We start from the raw sequence: 19,182 nt of genomic DNA, 5'->3' as shown, positions 1-19,182 counted from the left end.
TCAGCGGTGGCCTGCTGCCATCGCCTTCTCCGTGGCCGACCGCACCAGCGCCTCCGTGGCACCGGACAGCGGCGAGCGTGGCGGGCGGGTCGGGCCGCCGCGACGGCCCACGATGTCCATGGAGAGCTTGATGGCCTGCACGAACTCCGTCTTGGAGTCCAGGCGCAGGAGCGGGTGCAGCGACCGGTAGAGGGGCAGTGCCGTGTCCAGGTCCCCGGCGCAGGCGGCGTCGTAGAGCTCCACGCAGGTGGCGGGGAAGGCGTTCGGGTAGCCGGCGATCCAGCCGACCGCGCCCGCGAGCGCGAGTTCGAGCAGGACGTCGTCGGCGCCGATCAGCAGGTCGAGCTCCGGGGCGACTTCGGCGATCTCGTACGCCCTGCGGACGTCCCCGGTGAACTCCTTCACCGCCACGACGGTGCCGTCGCCGTGCAGCGCGGCCAGCAGGTCCGGGGTCAGGTCGACCCTGGTGTCGAACGGATTGTTGTACGCGACCACGGGCAGGCCCGCCTCGGCGACCTCGGCGTAGTGGGCGCGTACGGCGGGCTCGTCGGCGCGGTAGGTGTTCGGCGGGAGGAGGAGCACGGAGCCGCAGCCCGCCTCCGCGGCCTGGTCGGCCCAGCGACGGGACTCGGCACTGCCGTAGGCGGCGACGCCGGGCATGACGCGGGCCCCGTCGCCGGCGGCCGCCACGGCGGTACGGACGACGCGGGCGCGCTCGTCGTCGGTGAGGGTCTGGTACTCGCCGAGGGAACCGTTGGGGACGACGCCGTCGCAGCCGTTGCCGATGAGGTGGCTGACGTGCTCGGCGTAGGCGTCGTAGTCGATGGAGAGGTCCTCGCGCAGGGGGAGCGCGGTGGCGACCATGATGCCGCGCCAGGGGCGGTCGGGGGTCCAGGCGGTGGTGGTCATGAGGGCTGTCCTTCGGTCGGGTGGGGAGGGGAGGCGGACGAGTCGGGGTCCTCCGGGAGGGCCGCGAGGGCGCCGAGCGGCACGGGCGTCGCGAGCAGGCGGCGGTCAGGGGATGCGGGAAGGGCCGGTGGGTGGTGAGGGCGGTGAGGGTGGGGTGCCGGGGAAGGCGGCGGCGGTGACGAGGTGAGGCAGGTCGTCGTCCAGCCGCACATGCGGCCCTGGCACCAGCCCATGCCCGCCCGCGTCAGGAGTTTCACGGTGCGTGCGTCGCGGGCGCCGTACTCGGTGACGGCCTCGCGGATCCGGCCCGCCGGGACCTCCTCGCAGCGGCACACGTCCGTGTCGTCGGAGAGCCACCCGGTCCAGCCGGGGCCCGGCGCGTGCGCTGCGGCCATGACGTCGGCGAAGGCGTTCGCGCGGTCGCGGCGACGGCGCAGGGCGCGCAGGCGCGAGGTCGGCGCGGGACGACGTCCGGTGAGCCGGGCCGTGATGGCCAGAGCGGCCAACTCGCCCTCCATAAGGGCCGATTGTGCGCCGCCGATTCCCGATGCCTCGCCCGCCGCCCACAGGCCGCGCAGTGACGTCTCCTGAAGCGGGGACAGCCGCAGGGTGTGCGTGCCGTCGGTGGTGCGGCGGGTCGCGCAGCCCAGGGCGGTCGCCAGGTCCAGCTGGGGGACCAGGCCGTGACCGACGGCCAGCGCGTCGCAGGCGATGCGGCGGCCCGTGCCCGGCACCGGCCGCCAGTCGCGGTCGAGGCGGGAGACGGTCACCGCCTCGAGCCGGTCCGTGCCGTGCGCCTCGGTCACCGCGTGGCGGGTGCGCAGGCGCACCTTGTGGCGGAGCAGACTCGTGCCGTGGAGCGCGGCCTCCGCCAACTTGTGCGGCTGGGCGGCGAGTACGGCCGGGTGGCGGGCGTAGCCGAGGTATCCGGAGGCCTCGATCAGTTCGGGCACCTCCGCCCCGGCCGCGGTGAGCGACGCGGCCACCGCGAGCAGCAGGGGGCCGCTGCCCGCGACGACCACGCGCCGGCCGGGCAAGGCAAGGCCCGACTTGAGCATGGCCTGGGCGCCGCCCGCGCCCACCACGCCGGGCAAGGTCCAGCCGGGGAAGGGGAGATGGCGTTCGTACGAGCCGGTCGCGAGCAGGAGCGCGCGGGACCGGACGACCACTGGAAGCTGCTCCGCGTCACCCGCCCCGTCCTCCCCACCCGTGAGGGCGTGGACCGTCCAGTGGTCCTCGGCCTCACGCGTGACCGTCCAGACGTGATGGCCGAAGAGGCGCGTGGCGCCGCTCGCCGCCAGGCGGTCGCGCAGGTCGGCGAAGGTGGACCAGTCGTGATGCAGGGCTTGGGGGCGGGCGGCGCGGGTGGCCGCCGGAGGATGTCGGTAGAACTGGCCGCCCGGCTGGGGCGCCGAGTCCAACAGGGCGACGGACAGGCCCTGTTCCGCCGCCGTCACCGCGCCGGCGAGGCCCGCGGGCCCGGCGCCCAACACCGCGAGGTCGTACGGGGGCGGGCCTTTCGGTGCCGCGGTGGCCTCAGCTGTCGAGTCCGGCATGACCGTTCCCTTCCTGGGTGGTGACCGTGTCGCCGGGGCGTGCGGTGACCAGGCACGCCCGTCTGTTGGGCCGGCCGTTGACGGTCGCGAGGCAGTCGTGGCACTGGCCGATGCCGCAGAACGCCCCGCGCGGCCGGCCGCCGACGCGCGTGGTCCGCCAGGAGAGGATTCCCGCGGTCCAGAGCGTGGCAGCGATGGACTGGCCGGGGAGTGCGGTGAGTTGGCGCCCGTCGAAGGTGATCGAGAAGGCCGTTTCAGGGGGGATACCGACGAGTTCGGCGGGGGTCCGGTCGTCATACGTCATGTGGGTGTCCCCTCTCGGCGGCCTTGGACAGGATCTCTGCTGAGCCCTCGCGCGCGAAGCGTTCCGGGGCGAACGGACGCGCCGACACAGGGAGTTCAGCCCCCACCAGCATCGCCGCGATCAGCGCCCCGGTCGCCGGAGCCAGGCCGATGCCCGCCCCCTCATGGCCGCACGCGTGCAGCAGACCGGGAACGCGTGGGTCCGGACCGATCGCCGGGAGGTGGTCCGGAAGGTAGGGGCGGAACCCCGCGTACGTCCGGATCGCCCGCACCGCGGCGAGGGCGGGGAACAGCCCGACCGCCTGCGCCGCGAGCCGCCGCAGGACCTCCACCGACAGCGTCCGGTCGAAACCCACCCGCTCCCGGCTCGCCCCGATCAGCACCGGGCCCGCCGGGGTGCCCTCCACCACGGCGGAGGTCTGCAGCGCCGCCGAACCGCTGGCGACATCGGCGACGTACTCCGCGGAGTACACCTTGTGGCGCACCACGCGCGGCAGCGGTTCGGTGACGAGGACGAAGCCGCGGCGAGGGAGCACCGGCAGCTCCACGCCCGCCAGGCGGGCCAGTTCACCGCCCCACGTGCCGCCGGCGTTGAGCACGTGCGGCGCCCGCACCTCTCCCCGCTGTGTCCGTACGCCCCGCACCTCACCCTTCGTGCCGGTCAGGACCGCGGTGACCTCCTCGCCGAGCCGCAGGGTGAGGCGTCCGGCGTCGGTCGCCGCTCGCAGGAGGTGCGCGGCGGCGAGGGCGGGCTGGACCTGGGCGTCCTGCGGGTAGTGGAAGCCGCCCGCGAGGCCGGGCGCGAGGTGCGGTTCGAAGTCGGCGAGGCGGTCGGCGGGGACCTCGGCCGCCTGGACGCCCGCCCGTGTCTGCGCCGCGGCGAAGTCCCGCAGTGCGGCGAGCCCCGGCTCGGTCGAGGCGACGACCAGGCCGCCCTTCGCCTCGTACTCGACGCGCGAGGGAAGTTCGGCTGCGAGCTCTCGCCACAACTGGGCGGAGAGCAGGGCCAGTTCGAGCTCGGGGCCCGGCTCCTTGTCCGAGACGAGGAGGTTGCCCTCACCCGCTCCGGTGGTGCCGCCCGCGACGGGGCCGCGGTCGATGACGGTGACGTCGAGTCCGGCACGGGCGGCGTAGTAGGCGCACGCGGCGCCGACGACGCCCGCCCCCACGATGATGAGGTCCGGCTGTCCGGACGGGTGTCTCGTGAGCACGGCAGTAATATTTCACATGGCACTGGTGCTGCCAAGGGTGCGTCACCACAAGGGAGTTGACCGCACCGGCCGGAAGGGAGGACGGGGAGTCAGTCGCGGCGCTGATGCGCGCCGGGCGTGTATCCGTAGGCGCGGCGGAACACGTCGATGAACGCGCTGGTGGACGACCAGCCGCAGCGGTGCGCGACCGTGGTGACCGGCATGCCGTCGGCCAGCATGCGCAGCGCGTGATAGAGGCGCAGCTGCGTGCGCCACTGCGGAAACGTCATCCCGAGCTCCCGGCGGAAGAGCCTGCTCAGGGTGCGTTCGCCCGCCCCCGCCGCGGCGGCGAGAGCGGCCAGGCCGCGCGGGTCGGCGGGGTCGCCGTGCAGGAGGTCGCAGACGGCGACGAGGCGAGGGTCGGCGGGGGTGGGCAGCTGCACGGGCTGCTGCGGTGACGCCCGCAGCTGGTCGAGGAGCACGGCGCGCAGCCGGCGGCGCTCCGGGGATTCGTCGTGCGGGGCGCGGGTGCAGGCGAGGATCAGTTCGCGCAGGAGCGGGCTGACGGCGAGGACGGTGGGGGAGTCGAGGCCGAGCGGGTTCGTGCCTGCGGGCAGGCCGAGCAGGTGCAGGGCGAGGTGGCCGTGGGCGCGGTGCGCGTGGACGCATCCCGCGGGCACCCAGATGGCCCGGGTGCCGGGTGCGAACCAGGTGCCCGCGTCGGTGGTGACGGCGACGACGCCGGAGCCCGCGTAGATGATCTGGTGGTCGTCGTGACGGTGCGCGTCGATGCGCTCTCCGGGGGCGAGTTCCCGGGTGACGGTGGGGGCTTGGGGGGTGTGGCGGATGGACGGGGAGGTGCCACCGCTGCTCGGAGAGGTATGGCGGATCTTCGGCACAGGTTGGCACTTTATCGGAAGCGGGCCAGCCGGGGGCGTGGCGAGGATGAGGCGGTGTCGACGAACCAGCCCTCACCCTCGCGTCAGTACGCACGGCCTCCACGCACCCCCCGCGCCAAGGCGTCCCGTCCGCCCCGCCACGTCGTCCGCGGCCGCGCCGACCCTCGCACCCGCCCCGGCCCCATCCCCCTCCTCTCCCTCGGCCACGCCTGCGTGGACATCTATCAGGGTGCGGTCGCCGCCCTCGTCCCGTTCTTCGTCGCCGAGCGTGCCTATACCTACGCCGCCGCGTCCGGCATCGTGCTCGCCGCCTCGCTGCTCTCCTCCGTGGTACAGCCGCTGTTCGGCGCGCTCACCGACAAGTGGGCCATGCCGTGGCTGCTGCCGGTGAGCACGCTGGTGGGCGGTGCGGGGGTCGCCCTCGCGGGGGTCGGCGGGAACTACGCGCTGACCCTGCTGGCCGTCGCCGTGTCCGGCATCGGCGTCGCCGCCTACCACCCGGAGGCGGCGCGGGTGGCGCGTCAGGCGAGCCGGGGCAGCCACACGGCCATGAGCTGGTTCTCGCTCGGCGGCAACGTCGGCTTCGCGGCCGCGCCCCTGCTGGTCTCGGCCGTGATCGCGACGGGCGGTCTTCGCGCGTCGCCGCTCCTGGTCATCCCCGCCCTCGCGGGGGCCGTCCTGTGCGTGGCCGCGCTGCGGAGCGTCAGGGCGCGGGAGGCCGCCGCCGAGGGAGCACCCCAGGGCCCGAAGGGTGCACCCGCCCCGGTCGCCGAGGACGACTGGCCGTCCTTCATCAAGCTGTCCGGCGCCGTCGTCTGCCGCTCGATCGTCTTCACCGGGCTGAGCACGTTCATCGCGCTGTACGTGCGAGAGCGCACCGGCGGCGGTGCGGCCGCCGGTACCGTCGCGCTGTTCGTGCTCTACGTCGGCGGCGCGGTCGGCACCGTCGCGGGCGGGCGGCTCGCCGCGCGGTACGGACGCATCCCGGTCGTCCGGTGGTCGTACGCCTCGACGGTCCTCGCGGTGGCGGGCGTCGTCCTCGTCCCCGGACCGCTCCTGTACGTCTTCGTCGCGCTCGTCTCGGCCGGCCTGTACGTGCCGTTCTCCCTGCACATCACGCTCGGCCAGGACTATCTGCCGCGCCGCATGGGCACGGCGAGCGGTGTGACGCTGGGTCTCACCGTGAGCATCGGCGGCCTGGCGAGCCCGCTGATCGGAGCCGTCGCGGACGCCGCCTCCCTGCGGGTGGCCCTCGCACCGCTGATCGCGCTGCCCGCCCTCGGCTGGCTCCTCCTGCGAACCCTGCGCGAGCCGGGAGCGGAAGCGGGGCCCGACTCGTGAACCGCTAATTCCGTTAGAGCCGGGCGTTCCTGAGGGGTTGTCAGTGCAATTTCACATTACTACGTTACGCATCACATGACGCGGAGGCAGCCTCCAAGGCTTCCAAGTGGGGCTGCCCACGCGCCGGTTCAGCGTGACATCACCTCTTGCCCCCACCTCCCACACAGGAGCCCCCGGTGTCCCAGCCACGTCCAAGAACCCTGCGCAGATCCGTGCTCGCCGGCGCTATAGCGGCGACCCTCTGCGTCTCGGCCGCCCAGTACGGAAACGCGGCCGAACCGTCCCCCGCAAAGCCTGACCCCCGCACCACCACCCTGACCACGTCGTCCGCGCCCGCCGGGCCGAACCCCCTCGACGTGGTCGACCGCAGGGCGAAGGCCCCCGCGCCGAGCGCCTACAAGATCCCCGCGCCCGGCGGGCTCAAGGACGGCCAGGTCCCCGGCGCCCGTACCCCGAAGCCCAAGAAGAAGCAGGTCGCGACGGATGCCGCGGTCGCGCCCTGCACCCTTGACGGCGTCACCGGCCTGTCGCCCGAGCGGTTCGCCGACTTCCTCGCCGACCCGGCGGTCACCGCCGACGGCTGTCTGCGCACCCTCGTCTGGACCTGGGATCCGCGGCTCGCCCCCGTCATGTCGGACGCGCACGTCCAGGCGGTCTCCGGCCGCGTCACCCGCCTCGCGGCGGCCCACGACGGCAAGAACGGCAGCAACCTCCTGGAGCTGCTCACCTATCTGCACGCCGTCGCCTACCAGGACTTCTCGCACGACGAGATCGACGTCACCGACGCGCCGACCGTGGACGCCATGCGCCGCGCCGTCGCCGCCTTCGGCTCGGCCGCCCACACCTTGGACGCGACCCGCACCAACGCCGACTCGCTGCGCGAGGCGCTCTACGCAGCCAGCGCACCCGGCCTGCGGCAGCACCAACTCCCGCTCGTCAAAAGGGTCTTGGCCACCATGGACGCCAAGCACCCCGACACGGCGAAGGACCCCGCCTGGGCCGGATCCGCGCTCGCCGCGCTCTCCCTGAGCTACCTCGGCGTGTACCCCGGCAACAAGGACACCGCCTTCCACGCGGCGGTGAAGGCCGATCCGTCCTACCGCGCCGCCTTCAAGGCCTTCGGCGGACACACCCACCTCAAGGGCACGAACAACGCCTGGGTGGTGCGGGACGCCCTGAGCGAGTACGGCAGGTTCGGCCAGATCGACGGACTCACCGCCGAGATCGTCCCCGGGCTCGGCGGCCTGCTGCCCGTCACCGTCCGCAACTTCGGTGAGGGCAGCGCCCCGTGGGCGAAAGTGGCCCTCTGGCTGAACGAGTACGACGCCTGTGCGCCGTACAACGTGTGCAAGGCCGACATCGAGCGCCGCGTCTTCCCGCACACCTACACGTACGACAAGGGCGGCATGAAGGTCCGCACGGCGCTGGACCGGCGGACCGTCGACCAGCTGTACTACGCGAGCAAGCAGGTCAAGGCGCAGTTCCACCGCGTCGTCGGCACCGACGAGCCGCTCGCGGGCGACCCCAACTCCACGCTGACCACGGTCCTTTACGCCTCCCGCGTCGACTACGAGAACTACCACCCGCTGCTCACCGGCATGGACACCAACAACGGCGGCGTCTACATCGAGCGCGGCGCGACCTTCTACACCTACCAGCGGCGCGTCCCGCAGGACTCCACGCTGACGCTGGAGGAGCTCTTCCGCCACGAGTACACGCACTACCTCAACGGCCGCTGGGCGGTGCCGGGCTTCTTCGGCGAGGGACCCTGGTACCAGGGCGACCGGACCACCGCCATGGACGAGGGCACCGCGGAGTTCTTCGACGGCGCCACCCGTGACGACGGCATCAAGGTCCGCAGGTCGCTGGTCCAGGGCATCATCGACGACACGGCGAACGGCGGCCCCAGGATGACCGTCGACCAGCTGCTGCACGCCACCTACGAAGGCGACGGCTTCCGCTTCTACGACTACGCCGGCACGTTCTTCGAGTTCCTGTGGACCGAACGCCCCGCCCTCATCAAGGAGATGTACCGGCACCTGCGGGCCGACGACCCGGCTGCCTTCGACGCCTGGCGCGACCGGCTCGGCAAGGACCGCGGGCTGCAGAGCCGGTACGACGCCTTCCTGGACAAGCAGATCGCGCACGTCGACGACCTCTTCGTGCCCGACACGAAGTACGTGCCGGTCGGCGAGCTCCGCGACACCACCGCCGCCCAGGTCCGCACCTCCATCGCCGCGACGACGGGCATCACACCCGACTGCCGCTCGAACGGCGCACCGGAGCGTCCGCGGTACACCTGCACGGGCAGGATCACCGCGCACCTCGCCGCGGCCGACGACCCCGACGCCGTCTTCAAGGACATGTCGGAGACGGTGGACTACTACCTGCTCGACCGTTCCCTGGCAGGTGACAACAACCTCACCGACATGAACTGCTCCTTCGGCGAGGTGGACATCTGGTCCGACGGGCGCGCGGGCAGCGCGGACTTCAGTTGCGAGGGCCCGTTGAAGAGCTAGCGACCGGGGTCGCTCATCAGGGGGCGGCGGGTCAGCCCGCCGCCCCCGCGAGCAGCTCCGCCGCCGCGATGCCCGAGACGCGGGTCGCGCCATGGGTGATCAGGTGGGTGGCGCCGAGCGCGTCCCCCGAGGGGACGCCCATCTCGACGACCAGGGCGTCGGGGCGGCTGCGCAGGATGCGGTTGAGGGTGTCGGTCATCCAGCGGTGGCGGGCCGCGTCGCGGACCACGACGACCAGGGCCCGGCCCTGCGCCGGGGCCAGCACATCGCGGTCCACCACGTCGACGGAGTACGACAGTTCGGGCTCCGTCAGGCGTACGGATGTCGTGCCGGGGCGCAGGTCGCGCAGCGGTACCGCGACGCCCCACGGGGTGTGGCCGTCCACGGCGAGGTTCATCGTGGGGGAGAGCTCCACGACGTGCGGGACCCCGGCGACGGGGAGCGCGGCGTTCGCCGTGCCGACACGGTGGTGCACCCGTACCGCGCGGCGGGCCGCGACCAGGCCGATGGCGCCGATTTCGGAGGGTTTCGGGGCGCGCCCCACGGCCCGGGACCGCTCGCCGGACCAGGCGGCGAACTCCCGTACGCGCGTGCTCGCCTCGGCGAGGCGGGCCTCGGGCAGCGTGCCGTCGAGCACGGCCTTCACCAGAGCCGTGGAGAGCAGGTCGAACGTGGACTCGTCGGCGCTCTCGCCGCCCACGCACACCGCGTCCACGCCGCCGGCCACCGCCTTCACGGTCGCGCCGTCGATGCCGTAGCGGTCGGTGACCGCCCCCATCTCGATGCCGTCGGTGACCACGAGGCCGTCGAAGTGCAGGTCACCGCGGAGCAGTTCCACCAGGATGCGGTGGCTGAGGGTCGCGGGCAGGTCCGGGTCGTAGGCGGGCGCGAGCAGGTGCGCGGTCATCACGGCGCGCACGCCCGCCTCCATCGCCGCGATGAACGGCGGCAGCGCGGTGAGCGCGATCTCCTCCGCGGAGCCCTTCACCTGGGGCAGGCCGTAGTGCGAGTCGACGACCGTGTCGCCGTGGCCGGGGAAGTGCTTGGCGCAGGCGGCGACGCCGGCCTCCTGGAGGCCGCGGATCCAGGCGGCCGTGTGGCGGGAGACGACGTCGGTGCGGGAGCCGAAGGAGCGTACGCCGATCACCGGGTTGAGCGGGTTGGAGTTCACGTCGGCGCTGGGCGCGAAGTTGAGGGAGACGCCCGCCGCGTGCAGGTCGCGGCCGATGTCGTGGGCGACACGCTCGGTCAGGTCGATGTCGTCGACGGCGCCGAGAGCCAGATTCCCGGGGCGGGACGAGCCGGTCCACGCCTCCAGGCGCGTCACGTCGCCCGCCTCCTCGTCGATGGCGACGATGAGGTCGGGATTCTCCGCGCGCAGCGCCGAGGTGAGCCGCGCGACCTGCTCGGGCGTCTCGATGTTCCGCGCGAACAGCACGACGGAGCCCAGGCCCTCGGAGATCCTGCGGCGCACCCAGTCGGGGGCCGTGGTGCCCTCGAAGCCGGGCTGCAGCACGGAGTGGGCGAGGTGCTCCAGAGTCGGGTCACTGCTCGGTGCCATGGCGCGACCTCCGAAGTTGCGGGGTACGTACGGGAGACGTACGGGGCACAGGGTGTGCGGGGTGCACGGGGGGGAGCGGGTGTGCGGCGGGGCTGCTGCTGATTGGTCCAGGCCAATCGGATAGTGGATATTGGCTCGTACCAAACAGGGCTGTCAAGGAGTCGGAACAGGTCGAGGCGGGCGAATCCACCCTCCCGGCGGCAGAGTTGGGGAATCCTTGGGACTTCCGCAGATCGCATCCGCTGAGGGGAGAGGGCCATGCGCAGGTACGAGCTCGTCGGCAGGCGCGACATCAGGCTGGTCACCGATGTCGCGGTGCCGGAACCCGGGCCGTCCGAGGTCGTCGTCCGCGTCCGGGCCTGCACGGTCTGCAACCGCAGCGACCTCGCCTACTTGCACTACTACGGCCTGCGCGAGCACTGCTCCCAGGGGTGTTTCGGCCACGAGATCGCCGGAGTCGTCGAGGCGGCCGGCGCGGGCGTACGGCGTGTCGTGCCCGGGCAGCGGGTCTTCGTGCGGACCCCGCTCACCACCGGGTACGCCGATTACGCGCTGGCCCGCGAGATCTCCGTGGGCGCGCTGCCCGACGACGTGCCCTTCGAACAGGGCGCGATCCTCCAGCTCCTGCCGCTGGCCGTGCACGCCACCCGCGGCATCCGGCTCGGCGACCGCGTCGCGATCGTCGGCCAGGGGCCCGTCGGGCAGCTGGCGCTGCGGGTCGCGCTGGCGCGCGGGGCCGCCGAGGTCGTCGCCGTCGACCTCGACGACTGGCGGCTCGAACGGTCCACCGCCGCGGGCGCCGACGACGTGCGCCGCGTGGACGGCAGCGCGGTACAACTGGCCTCCGTCGGCGCCGACTTCGATGTGGCCGTCGACGCCGTCGGCACCCCCACGACCCTCAACGCCTGCGTACGTCTCGTACGGCAGAACGGCCTCGTCGTCCTCCTCGGCACGCACCACGTCGACACGCACGTCACCGTCGACCTGGTCACCTGGGAGCGCAAGGGGCTGCGCGTGCACAGCTCCGCGGAGCCGCTGGACACCGCGCGCGCCGAGGCGCTCGCCGTCGCCGAACGGCTCGCCCACCGCCGCACCGACTCCCTGCGCCTGCCCGACCTCCACACGCACACCTATCCCCTCGACGAGCTCCCCAAGGCCCTGGAACAGCTCTCCGCCAGCCGCTCCCTCTACCCGGACGCCCAACAGGCCCCCTATGACGGCCCGCCGCCCGAGACCCTGAAGGTGGCGATCGTCCCCTGAACGGCCGACGGCCAAGCGCATGAGGTGGGGCATCGCCGGATACGGCGACGTCGTGACACGCCGCGTGCTGCCCGCCCTGCACGCGCTCGGCGAGGAACCGGTGGCCCTCTGGGGCCGCGACCCGCACCGCGCCGCCCGCACCGCCGAGCGGTACGGGATCGCGAGGTCCGGCGCGGCACCCGACCTCCTCCTGTCCGGCGTCGACGCCGTGTACGTCGCCACTCCCGTCGTCCTCCATGTGCCGGTCGCCCGGGCCGTATTGGACGCGGGGTTGCCCGTGCTGATCGAGAAGCCGCTCGCGGGCGGCCTCGGCACCGGAGGAACACTCGACACGGCGGGGCGGTGTGCGGGCGTCGCCTATTACCGCAGGCTCGCGCCCGCCGTGCGGCGGCTGCGCGAGGAGCTCGGCGGGTGGACACCCGAGCGGGTCGAGGTGCGCTTCCGCCGCGCCTTCGAACCGGGGCCCGACGATCCGATGCGCTGGCGCACCGACCTCGCCGTGTCCGGCGGCGGGGTCCTCGCCGACGCCGGGAGCCACCGGATCGATCTGCTGCTGCACCTGTTCGGACGGCCGGACGAGGTGGCGGCCCGGCTCGGCCGCCGCTTCCCGCGCGGCGCGGAGCGGCAGGCCCGGCTCGTCCTGCGCTGGCGGTCCGGACTCCGGGCGCACTGCCTCGTGGAGTGGGGTGACGGCCCGCCCGTGGACCGCATCCGGCTCAGCGGCGGCGGACGCACCGTGACGCTCGACCCGCTCGACTCCGGCCACCTCGAAGGAACCCCCGGTTCACCTCTCCTGCTGCCCCCGGCGCCCAACCCCCACCAGCCGCTGCTTGCCGACTTCGTGGCCGCCGTGGCGACCGGCACCACTCCGGTCTGCCCGGTGGCCGAGGCCCGCCTCGTCGACGAGGTGATCGTCGCGGCGGAACGGTCGGACGCTGCGGGAGGGCGGGCCGTCAGGATCTGAAGGGGCTCACGCCCCGTCGTCCGCCGACCAGGGGCGGAGCCAGCGCGGGTCGGGAGTGTCGCCGGAGCGTACGAAACGGGTGTCGACGGAGAGACGCATGGCGTCCGTCGTCGTGTCCAGGGACGCGTGGATGATGCGGGGCAGGTGCACCATGACGTCGCCCGCCGCGAAATCGGCGCACAGCCAGCGGCGCCCCAGCGTGCGGGCGGTCAGCTCCAGGTCGTGGCAGATCTGCCGGCGGTCGCCGGGCCGGTCGGTGATGTCGCGCAGCGGCGCGTACTCCTCGGGCGGCAGCCGGTGGGAGCCCTCCAGGTAGACCAGGGCGCCGGTGCGCGGCGGGCAGTCACCGACCGGGATCCAGAAGGTGACGACGCACGGGGAGCCCTCGTCCATGTAGTCGAAGTCGACGTGCGCGCGGGAGGCGCGCCGCGTGCCCCGGTGGAAGTGGCGCAGGATGCGGCGCGGCAGCATCTCCGCGTCGGCGCCCAGGAGTTGGGCGGCGAGAGTGGAGAGGATGGGGTCGGCGACGAAGCGGTCGAAGTGAGGAGAGCGTACGAACGCGTACGCCGGGTGCCCCGCCACCCCGTACTCCGGAACGCCTTCGGGCACCTGCCCGGAGAACACCCCGTCCTCCGCTCCCGTGCCCGGCGCCAGCAGGCCTGGCGGGAAGAGTGAGAAGTACGCGCCCCGCAGCCGCAGCACCTCCGCACGGTCGAGCAGGCCCGGCAGATACAGATAGCCGTCCGTGTGCAGCCGTTCCCGGAGCGCGCCGGGGTCTCTCGGCGCCAGCAGGTCGGCGCTGGGCCGCAGCGGGCCGAAGAGCTCCGGCGTGCAGGGTATGGGTACGCCGTTCGACGACAGGTTCACGATGTGTGGCCCTCGATCCATCGGTCGGTGGACCGGCCGGCGGACCGGTCAGTAGACGCCTTCCACCGCCTCCTCGGCGGCCCCCGAGTCGCGGAAGGGGCGCACGGCGGCGACCCCGTCCCAGGGGAACCACGGATGCGGCCCGGTCCTGACCGCGCTGTCCCGCTCCAGGAGGTTGGGCAGGAACAGGTCCTCCAGAAGGGTCGTGGCGCGCACGCGGCCCCGCTGCCCGACCGCGACCTCGCGCCACGGGTCGGCCGGGTCGACGACCGTCAACACGGCGAAGGGCGGCGGCAGATGGTACGAGTGCCCGGTGCCGCCCGGCACGTCCGGTGCGCCCGCCACCGCGCCCGCCGCCGCGTCGGCCTGGAGCGCGTGGCCGACGAGCGTGTTGCCGTAGGTGTCGATCCACTGCACGCCCGGCAGATGCTCCTCGCGCAGGAACTCGGCCTCGGCGGCGCTGCACGAGGTGCCCCCGGTGCACACGGCACGGATGCCGTACGTGTGTAGGGGGCGGGGCAGCCGCATCGCGAGCTCGACGAGCAGCCGCGAGGTCGTGAAGAGCAGCGCGGGGCGTTCGGCGGCCAGCAGGACGAGGGTCTGGTCGATCAGGTGCGCGGTGTAGGCGCCGGCCTCGCCGCCCGAGCGCAGGGCGGCCTTCACCCAGCGCGGGTCGAAGTCGATGGCGTGCACGGCACCGCGCCAGCTGTCGGCCAGGCCCTCCACGAAGTGCCCGTACGCGTGCGGCCCGCTCGGCGTCATCGCGAGCACGTCGCCGCCGGCCACGCCGCGTGCCTCGAGGACCGTGCGGTAGATCTCCACGTCGTACGCGAGGCGCGTGACGTTGACGATCCGGCAGGGAGCGCCCGTGCTGCCACCGGTCTCGAAGACCCGGAAGGGCCGGTCGCGGTAGCCGCGGGGCCGCAGGTCGCGGGCGTGCGCGACGCGCAGCTCGGCCTTGTCGAAGAGGCCGAAGCGCGTCAGGTCGGCGAAGCCGCCGATGTCCTCGACCGGGTCGAAGCCGAGCCTGCCGCGCCGCGCGACCCAGAAGGGGCTGCCGGTCTCCGGGTCGAAGTGCCAGCGCATCATGCGGCGCGTCCATGTGTCGAGGTCCACGCCGAGCTCGGGGACGCGTTCGCGCAGCGTGTCGGACAGGGTGCTGAAGACGGTGGTCATTCGGGGCCTCGCTTCACCGGGCGGTACACGAACAAGGAGGCGGCGGTGATGGCCCGCGCGGCCTCGGGGGAGGCGCTCAGGACGGCGGCGGAGGGGAAGGGGACCTCGTGGCCGATCAGGGGATGAGAAGGGGCGCTGTGCGTGAAGTGGCCCGCGAGCAGGGTGAGATGGGGCAGCACGTACACGTCGTTCGCCGCACTGGTGAGTACGGGTGGCCGGCGGGTCAGGACACGGTCGCCGGGGCGGAGGCGGTCGCGGACGGTGCGGGCCGCGTGCTCCGCGGTGCCCGGTTCGCGGAAGGCGGCCAGAGGCCACGCGCCGTCCGGGGGCAGGGCGTCGAGGGCGGCGGCCAGCGCGGCGGCCAGTTGTTCCGCCGCGTCGGGCTCCTCGCACACGACGGTGCGCACGTTGCTGCAGAACCGCCCGGAGTCCGCCGCCACCAAGGGCAGCAGCCATGCCACCGCCTCGTCGGTCGGCATGCCCGGCGGCACCAGCGCGCAGCCCCGGCCGGGGCCGTGCAGGTTGAGGGCAGGGGAGGCGCGGAGCGTCGCGGCGAGTCCGGCGCCGCCGTAGACGACGTGCCGGTCCGTGAGCCGCAGAAGGCCCGACAGGGCACGCTGTTCGGAGGGGTACAGGCCGATGCGGGCCGGAGGCCAGCCCGCCGCGAGCAGCGCGGCGACGAACCGGGCCGCGGAGAACGGTTCGCGTCGGCTCGGCCGCAGCCACACGCCCGCCGAGCGCTCGGCCTGGTCGCAGACCGACTCCAGACAGGTGAAGGTGTTGCCCGGCAGCGCGACGAGGGCCAGCCGCCCGTCGGGTCCGGGTGGGTCACCGCGCTTCAGGAGGCCGTCCCGCAGCATCGCGCACCACCGGTCGACCAGCGGCCCCGGCAGCCCCGAGCTCTCCCACAGCGCCGCGCGGAAGCCCTCGGCGCTCTGCTCGCCGAGGCCTCCCACCGAGACGGCGCCGTGGTCGAACAATTCAAGTGCTTCAAGCAGGAGTTGGCGGCGTCCGGTGAGGCTGGGCAGGCCGGGCAGGGTGCTGTCCCACCAACGCCGGTCCGCGTCGGCGACGATCTCCGGGACCAGCGCCAGCTCCCGCCCCCCGGGGCCGGGCAGAGGAGCCCGGTCCAGGGACGTCCGCCACGCGCCCCGGCGGAACGCGGAGAGCACGGCGGTCACGGCAGCTCGCTGCGGAGCGCGGCGACCACCCGTAACTGCTCGGCCTCCGTGAGGGACGGGTACAACGGCAGGGCGATGTGGTGCCGCGCGAACCAGCGGGCCCGCTGGAAAGGGCCGTCCGCTGCGTCCTGGCGGCGCTGCGGTGCGAACTGCGGGTGGTCGCACAGCAGATGGTCGTAGACCTCACCGGCCAGGGACACACCGTGCCGCTCCCGGAGCCGCTTCTTCAGGAGCGGGCGGTCCAGCGGTGCGTCGGGGTGCAGGTAGGCGAGGTACTTGTAGTAGTTGCTGCCCGCCGCCGCGGGCACGGTGTGCGGCCGGACACCGGGCACGTCGGCGAGCAGCGCGTCGTACCGGGCGGCGAGCGCGCGGCGTGCGGCGAGGGTGCGGGAGAAGCGCTCCAGGTCCACCGTGCCGACGGCGGCGTGCAGTTCGCTCAGCCGCCAGTTGCCGCCGGGCCGGTCGTGCAGTGTGGAGCCCTGGGCGCTCTTTCCGTGGTCGCGCCAGCGCCGCACCTGCTCCAGGTCGGCCGCCGACGCGGCGGACAGCAGCCCGCCCTCGCCGCTGATCGCGACCTTCGTGGGGAAGAAGGAGAAGGCGCCGAACCGGCCGAAGCCACCGGCAGGGCGCCGGCCGAGCGTGGCTCCGAAGGCGTGCGCGGCGTCCTCCACGACCGGGATGCCGCGCTGCTCGCACTGTGCGAGCGTCGCGTCGAGCGAGGGGGCGACGATGCCGCCGATGTGCACCGGCAGGACGGCGGCGGTGTCGGGGTGCCGGTCCAGGGCGGCGCGCAGGGCGTCCGGGTCCATGCCGAGGCCGTCGAGTTCGATGTCGACGAAGCGCACGGCCGCACCGGCGCGCACGGCGGCGGCCGCCGTCGCGAAGAACGTGTTGACCGGCACGAGCACCGTGCGGCCCGCCACACCGATGACGCGCAGCGCGATCTCCAGGGCCGCCGAACCGGACGCGACCGCCGCCGTGTCCCGGCCGGTCCAGGGACGGGCGAGCGCCTCGAAGCGGGCCACCTGTGGGCCCTGCGTGAGGATGCCCGAGGCGAGCGCGGCGTCGACGTGGTCGAGCACGGCACGCCGCTCGGACACCTCGAAGTGGATGCGCTGGGCCGGTACGGCGGGACCCACGGATGCGGGCTCGGCGAGCGTGCGGGTGAAGAAGTCAGCGGCGTGGCCGACGTGTGTGCCGTGCCCCATGGGGAGCCCGTGGACCTCCGCCTCGGCCCCGGCGGCCTGGTACGCCTCCTGGACCGTGTCCGCCGCCGCCCGCGCGTCGGCGGGTTCCAGGTAGGAGTCGGCCGTGCCGTACTGGAGCTGGAGCGGCGCCGGGGCGAGGGCGCCGTACAGGTCGGGCAGGTCGGCGTACTCCAGGATGCCGGGCAGCACCGCCCCCTCATGCCCGGTCAACAGCCTTTCGTACAGGGCCCCATAGCTGCCGACGTGACTGGCCGTGCAGAGCGGGATGCCCTCGCGCCCGCTGAGCAGCGCGGTGTGCAGGGCGACGGCCGCGCCGAGGCTGTGGCCGAACAGGCCGACGCGGCGCGGGTCGACGAGCGGATGCGCGGCGAGGACGTCGAGCGCGCCCAGGGCGTCGCCGGTGAGGGCGCCGAGCAGGGAGCGTCCTGTGAGGGCGAAGGCGTGGGCGAGCAGCGTCCCTTCGTCCCGCCCTGCCCTGCGCTCGGCGTCCATGGCGCCGCCGATGCCGTGGTCGAAGGAGAGCGTGACGAAACCGGCGTGCGCCAGCTGCTCGGCGACGTTGCGGTCGGGGTGGTCCGGCGGCACGTCGCCGGTGAGCTGGTCCAAGCGGGCGTTCTTGCCGCCGAGGACGAGGACGGCGGGACGGGGCGGGAGGGCCGGTGGGGTGTCCGGCACGGCGTCCGCCGGTGCGAGGAGCGTGCCGTGGAAGGAGCCGCGTACGGGCGATTTCAGCAGGAGCCGCTCGCGGCGCAGACCGTCCCGCACGGAGACGGTCGTTTCGGTGGTGGTGAGCGGGGCGCGCTCGACGCGGGCCAGCCGCTCGACGACGGCCCGCACCCGGGCGGCCCGCGCCGCGTGGTCTTCGGTGCTCTTCGTGTGGCGCAAGGCGGGCTCGGCGGCGAGGAGCCCGCGGAGGTGGCGTAGCTGCATGCGCCCGGCTCAGACGAAGTCGCCGTGCAGGGTGCTCGGCACTTCCAGCGCGTAGGCGTCCAGCGCCTCGTCGAGTTTGATCTGGCCGCGTTTGAGGAGCTCCAGGAGTTCGTTCTGCGGGCGGTAGAAGCACGACTTGCACAGGTCGGTCCTGCGCGGGTTGGACGCCTCCCACTCGGCGCGCGGCCCGCCGTCCAGGACTTCCGCGTATCCCTGTTCGACGACATTGCCGATCAGATAGCGGCTGTTGAGATGCACCTGCGGGCACGGATAGAGATTTCCGTCGGCGCCGACGGCCGTGACGAAACGGCTGTAGTGGCAGCGCTCGAAGTCGCCCTCCACCTCTTCCACCTGGTCCATCGGACCGCGGTCCAGCTTCGGCACCGACACTTCGAAGGCGTCCGTGGAGAGCGCGGCGGCGTGGCGGAGGGATTCGGAGATCTCCGGCAGCACGGATTCGATGGTCTCGTGGCCGAGCGCGCTGTAGAACTCGGGCTCGAAACGCACGTAATGCGCGCCGGACTCACGGGCGATGCGGGCCGCCTCCATGATCTCCCGGTAGTTCTGCAGGGTGATGACGTAGTTGAAGCCGATACGGAAGTCCGGGGCGACGGCGTTCTCCCTGAGCCTGCCGACCGAGCCGATGAACTTCGAGAACGTCTGCTCGCGGTCCCGCGTGATGTCGTCGAAGGTGGCTTCCGTGCCGGCGTTCAGGCCGATGCGGACCCAGGTGTGCGTCTCGGCGACACAGTCGGCGACCTTCGGCCGGCCGAGGCGCGAGCCGTTGGTGATCAGCCCGATGCGCAGTCCGGCCGCGTGGCCGGCGCCGCAGATCTCCGCGTACCCCGGGTGGATGGTGCACTCGCCGCTGCCGCAGAACGTGACGGCGCGCCCGTCGTTCGCGGCGAACTCGCGGAGCAGCGTGACCGTCTTGTCGGTGGCGATCGAATCCTTGAACGAGAACAGGTCGTAGAACTGCTCTTCGTTGGGCGAGTGGAAGTTGCAGAAATTGCACCGCATATTGCAGGCGCCCATGATGCCGATCCGCATGTGGACCGGCTTGATCTCCTCGCCCGCGACGAAGCGTCGCAGCAATTCGCCGTGGGCGAGGACCTTCTGCGGTGAATGCGCCTGGTCGAGACTGACGACGGGCAGTCCTTCTCGGTTCCGGGGGGCCGCCATTCCGATGTCGCCGGTACCAGCAGTGCTGTCCACGAGCCCCCCACGCATGATCGATGTGCGGTGTGGTCCTTCGAGCGGTGCTGGGGACACTAGGGAGCCGGACAAAGGCTGTCAATGGGTCTAGACAACCCGCTGG

At 73.2% G+C, this 19,182-nt stretch carries 15 protein-coding genes; 4 read left to right on the top strand and 11 right to left on the bottom strand.

Annotated features, from left to right (window positions below):
* The 5 genes from ACH4D5_RS07230 to ACH4D5_RS07210 all read right to left on the bottom strand — a co-directional run bounded on the left by ACH4D5_RS07230 (nucleotide 1) and on the right by ACH4D5_RS07210 (nucleotide 4,857).
* Complete coding sequence (locus ACH4D5_RS07230) at nucleotides 1-909, bottom strand: dihydrodipicolinate synthase family protein (RefSeq protein WP_398299487.1); 909 nt, start codon at nucleotides 907-909, stop codon at nucleotides 1-3.
* Nucleotides 906-2,465: an NAD(P)/FAD-dependent oxidoreductase gene (locus tag ACH4D5_RS07225; protein ID WP_398299485.1), complete on the bottom strand. Its 1,560-nt coding sequence runs from the start codon at nucleotides 2,463-2,465 to the stop codon at nucleotides 906-908. Before ACH4D5_RS07225 ends, ACH4D5_RS07230 begins: the two co-directional genes overlap by 4 nt.
* Nucleotides 2,446-2,769 (bottom strand): (2Fe-2S)-binding protein, encoded by a 324-nt coding sequence (locus tag ACH4D5_RS07220; protein ID WP_398299483.1) that lies wholly within the window; start codon nucleotides 2,767-2,769, stop codon nucleotides 2,446-2,448. Before ACH4D5_RS07220 ends, ACH4D5_RS07225 begins: the two co-directional genes overlap by 20 nt.
* Entirely contained in the window at nucleotides 2,759-3,979 is a 1,221-nt protein-coding gene (locus ACH4D5_RS07215; protein WP_398299481.1) for an NAD(P)/FAD-dependent oxidoreductase, read from the bottom strand. The genes ACH4D5_RS07220 and ACH4D5_RS07215 overlap by 11 nt, the downstream gene beginning before the upstream one ends.
* Before the next feature lie 89 nt (nucleotides 3,980-4,068).
* A complete protein-coding gene (locus ACH4D5_RS07210; RefSeq protein ID WP_398299479.1) occupies nucleotides 4,069-4,857 on the bottom strand; it encodes an AraC family transcriptional regulator in 789 nt (262 codons plus the stop codon).
* Between the two features lie 183 nt (nucleotides 4,858-5,040).
* On the opposite strand from ACH4D5_RS07210, the gene ACH4D5_RS07205 reads away from it, so the two are divergent.
* Nucleotides 5,041-6,198: an MFS transporter gene (locus ACH4D5_RS07205; RefSeq protein WP_398299991.1), complete on the top strand. Its 1,158-nt coding sequence runs from the start codon at nucleotides 5,041-5,043 to the stop codon at nucleotides 6,196-6,198.
* Between the two features lie 176 nt (nucleotides 6,199-6,374).
* The gene (locus ACH4D5_RS07200; RefSeq protein WP_398299477.1) at nucleotides 6,375-8,717 is read left to right on the top strand and encodes a collagenase; all 2,343 of its coding nucleotides are present in this window, start codon (nucleotides 6,375-6,377) and stop codon (nucleotides 8,715-8,717) included.
* 31 nt (nucleotides 8,718-8,748) lie between these two features.
* Here ACH4D5_RS07200 and ACH4D5_RS07195 read toward each other — a convergent pair whose 3' ends face one another.
* The gene (locus tag ACH4D5_RS07195) at nucleotides 8,749-10,278 is read right to left on the bottom strand and encodes a glycoside hydrolase family 3 protein (protein WP_398299476.1); all 1,530 of its coding nucleotides are present in this window, start codon (nucleotides 10,276-10,278) and stop codon (nucleotides 8,749-8,751) included.
* 258 nt (nucleotides 10,279-10,536) lie between these two features.
* Between ACH4D5_RS07195 and ACH4D5_RS07190 the strand changes: the two genes are divergently transcribed.
* Together ACH4D5_RS07190 and ACH4D5_RS07185 are read left to right on the top strand one after the other, a co-directional pair.
* Entirely contained in the window at nucleotides 10,537-11,538 is a 1,002-nt protein-coding gene (locus ACH4D5_RS07190; RefSeq protein ID WP_398299474.1) for a zinc-binding dehydrogenase, read from the top strand.
* A 19-nt stretch (nucleotides 11,539-11,557) separates the two neighbouring features.
* Nucleotides 11,558-12,502, top strand: coding sequence for a Gfo/Idh/MocA family protein (locus ACH4D5_RS07185; protein ID WP_398299472.1), 945 nt, complete (start codon nucleotides 11,558-11,560; stop codon nucleotides 12,500-12,502).
* 6 nt (nucleotides 12,503-12,508) lie between these two features.
* On the opposite strand, the gene ACH4D5_RS07180 is transcribed toward ACH4D5_RS07185, so the two are convergent.
* Genes ACH4D5_RS07180 through ACH4D5_RS07160 form a run of 5 tightly spaced genes read right to left on the bottom strand, consistent with a single transcriptional unit; the run spans nucleotide 12,509 to nucleotide 19,079 of the window.
* On the bottom strand, nucleotides 12,509-13,369 hold the full coding sequence (locus ACH4D5_RS07180; protein ID WP_398299470.1) for a phytanoyl-CoA dioxygenase family protein: 861 nt from the start codon (nucleotides 13,367-13,369) through the stop codon (nucleotides 12,509-12,511).
* Nucleotides 13,370-13,417: 48 nt separating this feature from the next.
* Entirely contained in the window at nucleotides 13,418-14,545 is a 1,128-nt protein-coding gene (locus ACH4D5_RS07175; protein ID WP_398299468.1) for a hypothetical protein, read from the bottom strand.
* Nucleotides 14,542-15,726, bottom strand: a complete 1,185-nt coding sequence (locus tag ACH4D5_RS07170; RefSeq protein ID WP_398299466.1) for a hypothetical protein — start codon at nucleotides 15,724-15,726, stop codon at nucleotides 14,542-14,544. Before ACH4D5_RS07170 ends, ACH4D5_RS07175 begins: the two co-directional genes overlap by 4 nt.
* A complete protein-coding gene (locus ACH4D5_RS07165; protein WP_398299464.1) occupies nucleotides 15,723-17,864 on the bottom strand; it encodes a DegT/DnrJ/EryC1/StrS family aminotransferase in 2,142 nt (713 codons plus the stop codon). Before ACH4D5_RS07165 ends, ACH4D5_RS07170 begins: the two co-directional genes overlap by 4 nt.
* A gap of 9 nt (nucleotides 17,865-17,873) precedes the next feature.
* Nucleotides 17,874-19,079, bottom strand: coding sequence for a radical SAM protein (locus ACH4D5_RS07160; RefSeq protein WP_398299462.1), 1,206 nt, complete (start codon nucleotides 19,077-19,079; stop codon nucleotides 17,874-17,876).
* Between the last annotated feature and the right edge of the window lie 103 nt (nucleotides 19,080-19,182).

Source organism: Streptomyces sp. NPDC018029 (assembly GCF_044327655.1).
Taxonomy (GTDB): domain Bacteria; phylum Actinomycetota; class Actinomycetes; order Streptomycetales; family Streptomycetaceae; genus Streptomyces.
The sequence above is the reverse complement of the archived record's forward strand: the minus strand, read 5'-3'. Positions and strand labels throughout refer to the sequence as shown.

Bases quoted from the DNA above. Each gene is read 5' to 3' on its own strand.
- ACH4D5_RS07195 (WP_398299476.1), bottom strand. From the start codon at position 10,278: ATGGCACCGAGCAGTGACCCGACTCTGGAGCACCTCGCCCACTCCGTG.
- ACH4D5_RS07230 (WP_398299487.1), bottom strand. From the start codon at position 909: ATGACCACCACCGCCTGGACCCCCGACCGCCCCTGGCGCGGCATCATG.
- ACH4D5_RS07185 (WP_398299472.1), top strand. From the start codon at position 11,558: ATGAGGTGGGGCATCGCCGGATACGGCGACGTCGTGACACGCCGCGTG.
- ACH4D5_RS07175 (WP_398299468.1), bottom strand. From the start codon at position 14,545: ATGACCACCGTCTTCAGCACCCTGTCCGACACGCTGCGCGAACGCGTC.
- ACH4D5_RS07225 (WP_398299485.1), bottom strand. From the start codon at position 2,465: ATGCCGGACTCGACAGCTGAGGCCACCGCGGCACCGAAAGGCCCGCCC.
- ACH4D5_RS07220 (WP_398299483.1), bottom strand. From the start codon at position 2,769: ATGACGTATGACGACCGGACCCCCGCCGAACTCGTCGGTATCCCCCCT.
- ACH4D5_RS07165 (WP_398299464.1), bottom strand. From the start codon at position 17,864: ATGCAGCTACGCCACCTCCGCGGGCTCCTCGCCGCCGAGCCCGCCTTG.
- ACH4D5_RS07190 (WP_398299474.1), top strand. From the start codon at position 10,537: ATGCGCAGGTACGAGCTCGTCGGCAGGCGCGACATCAGGCTGGTCACC.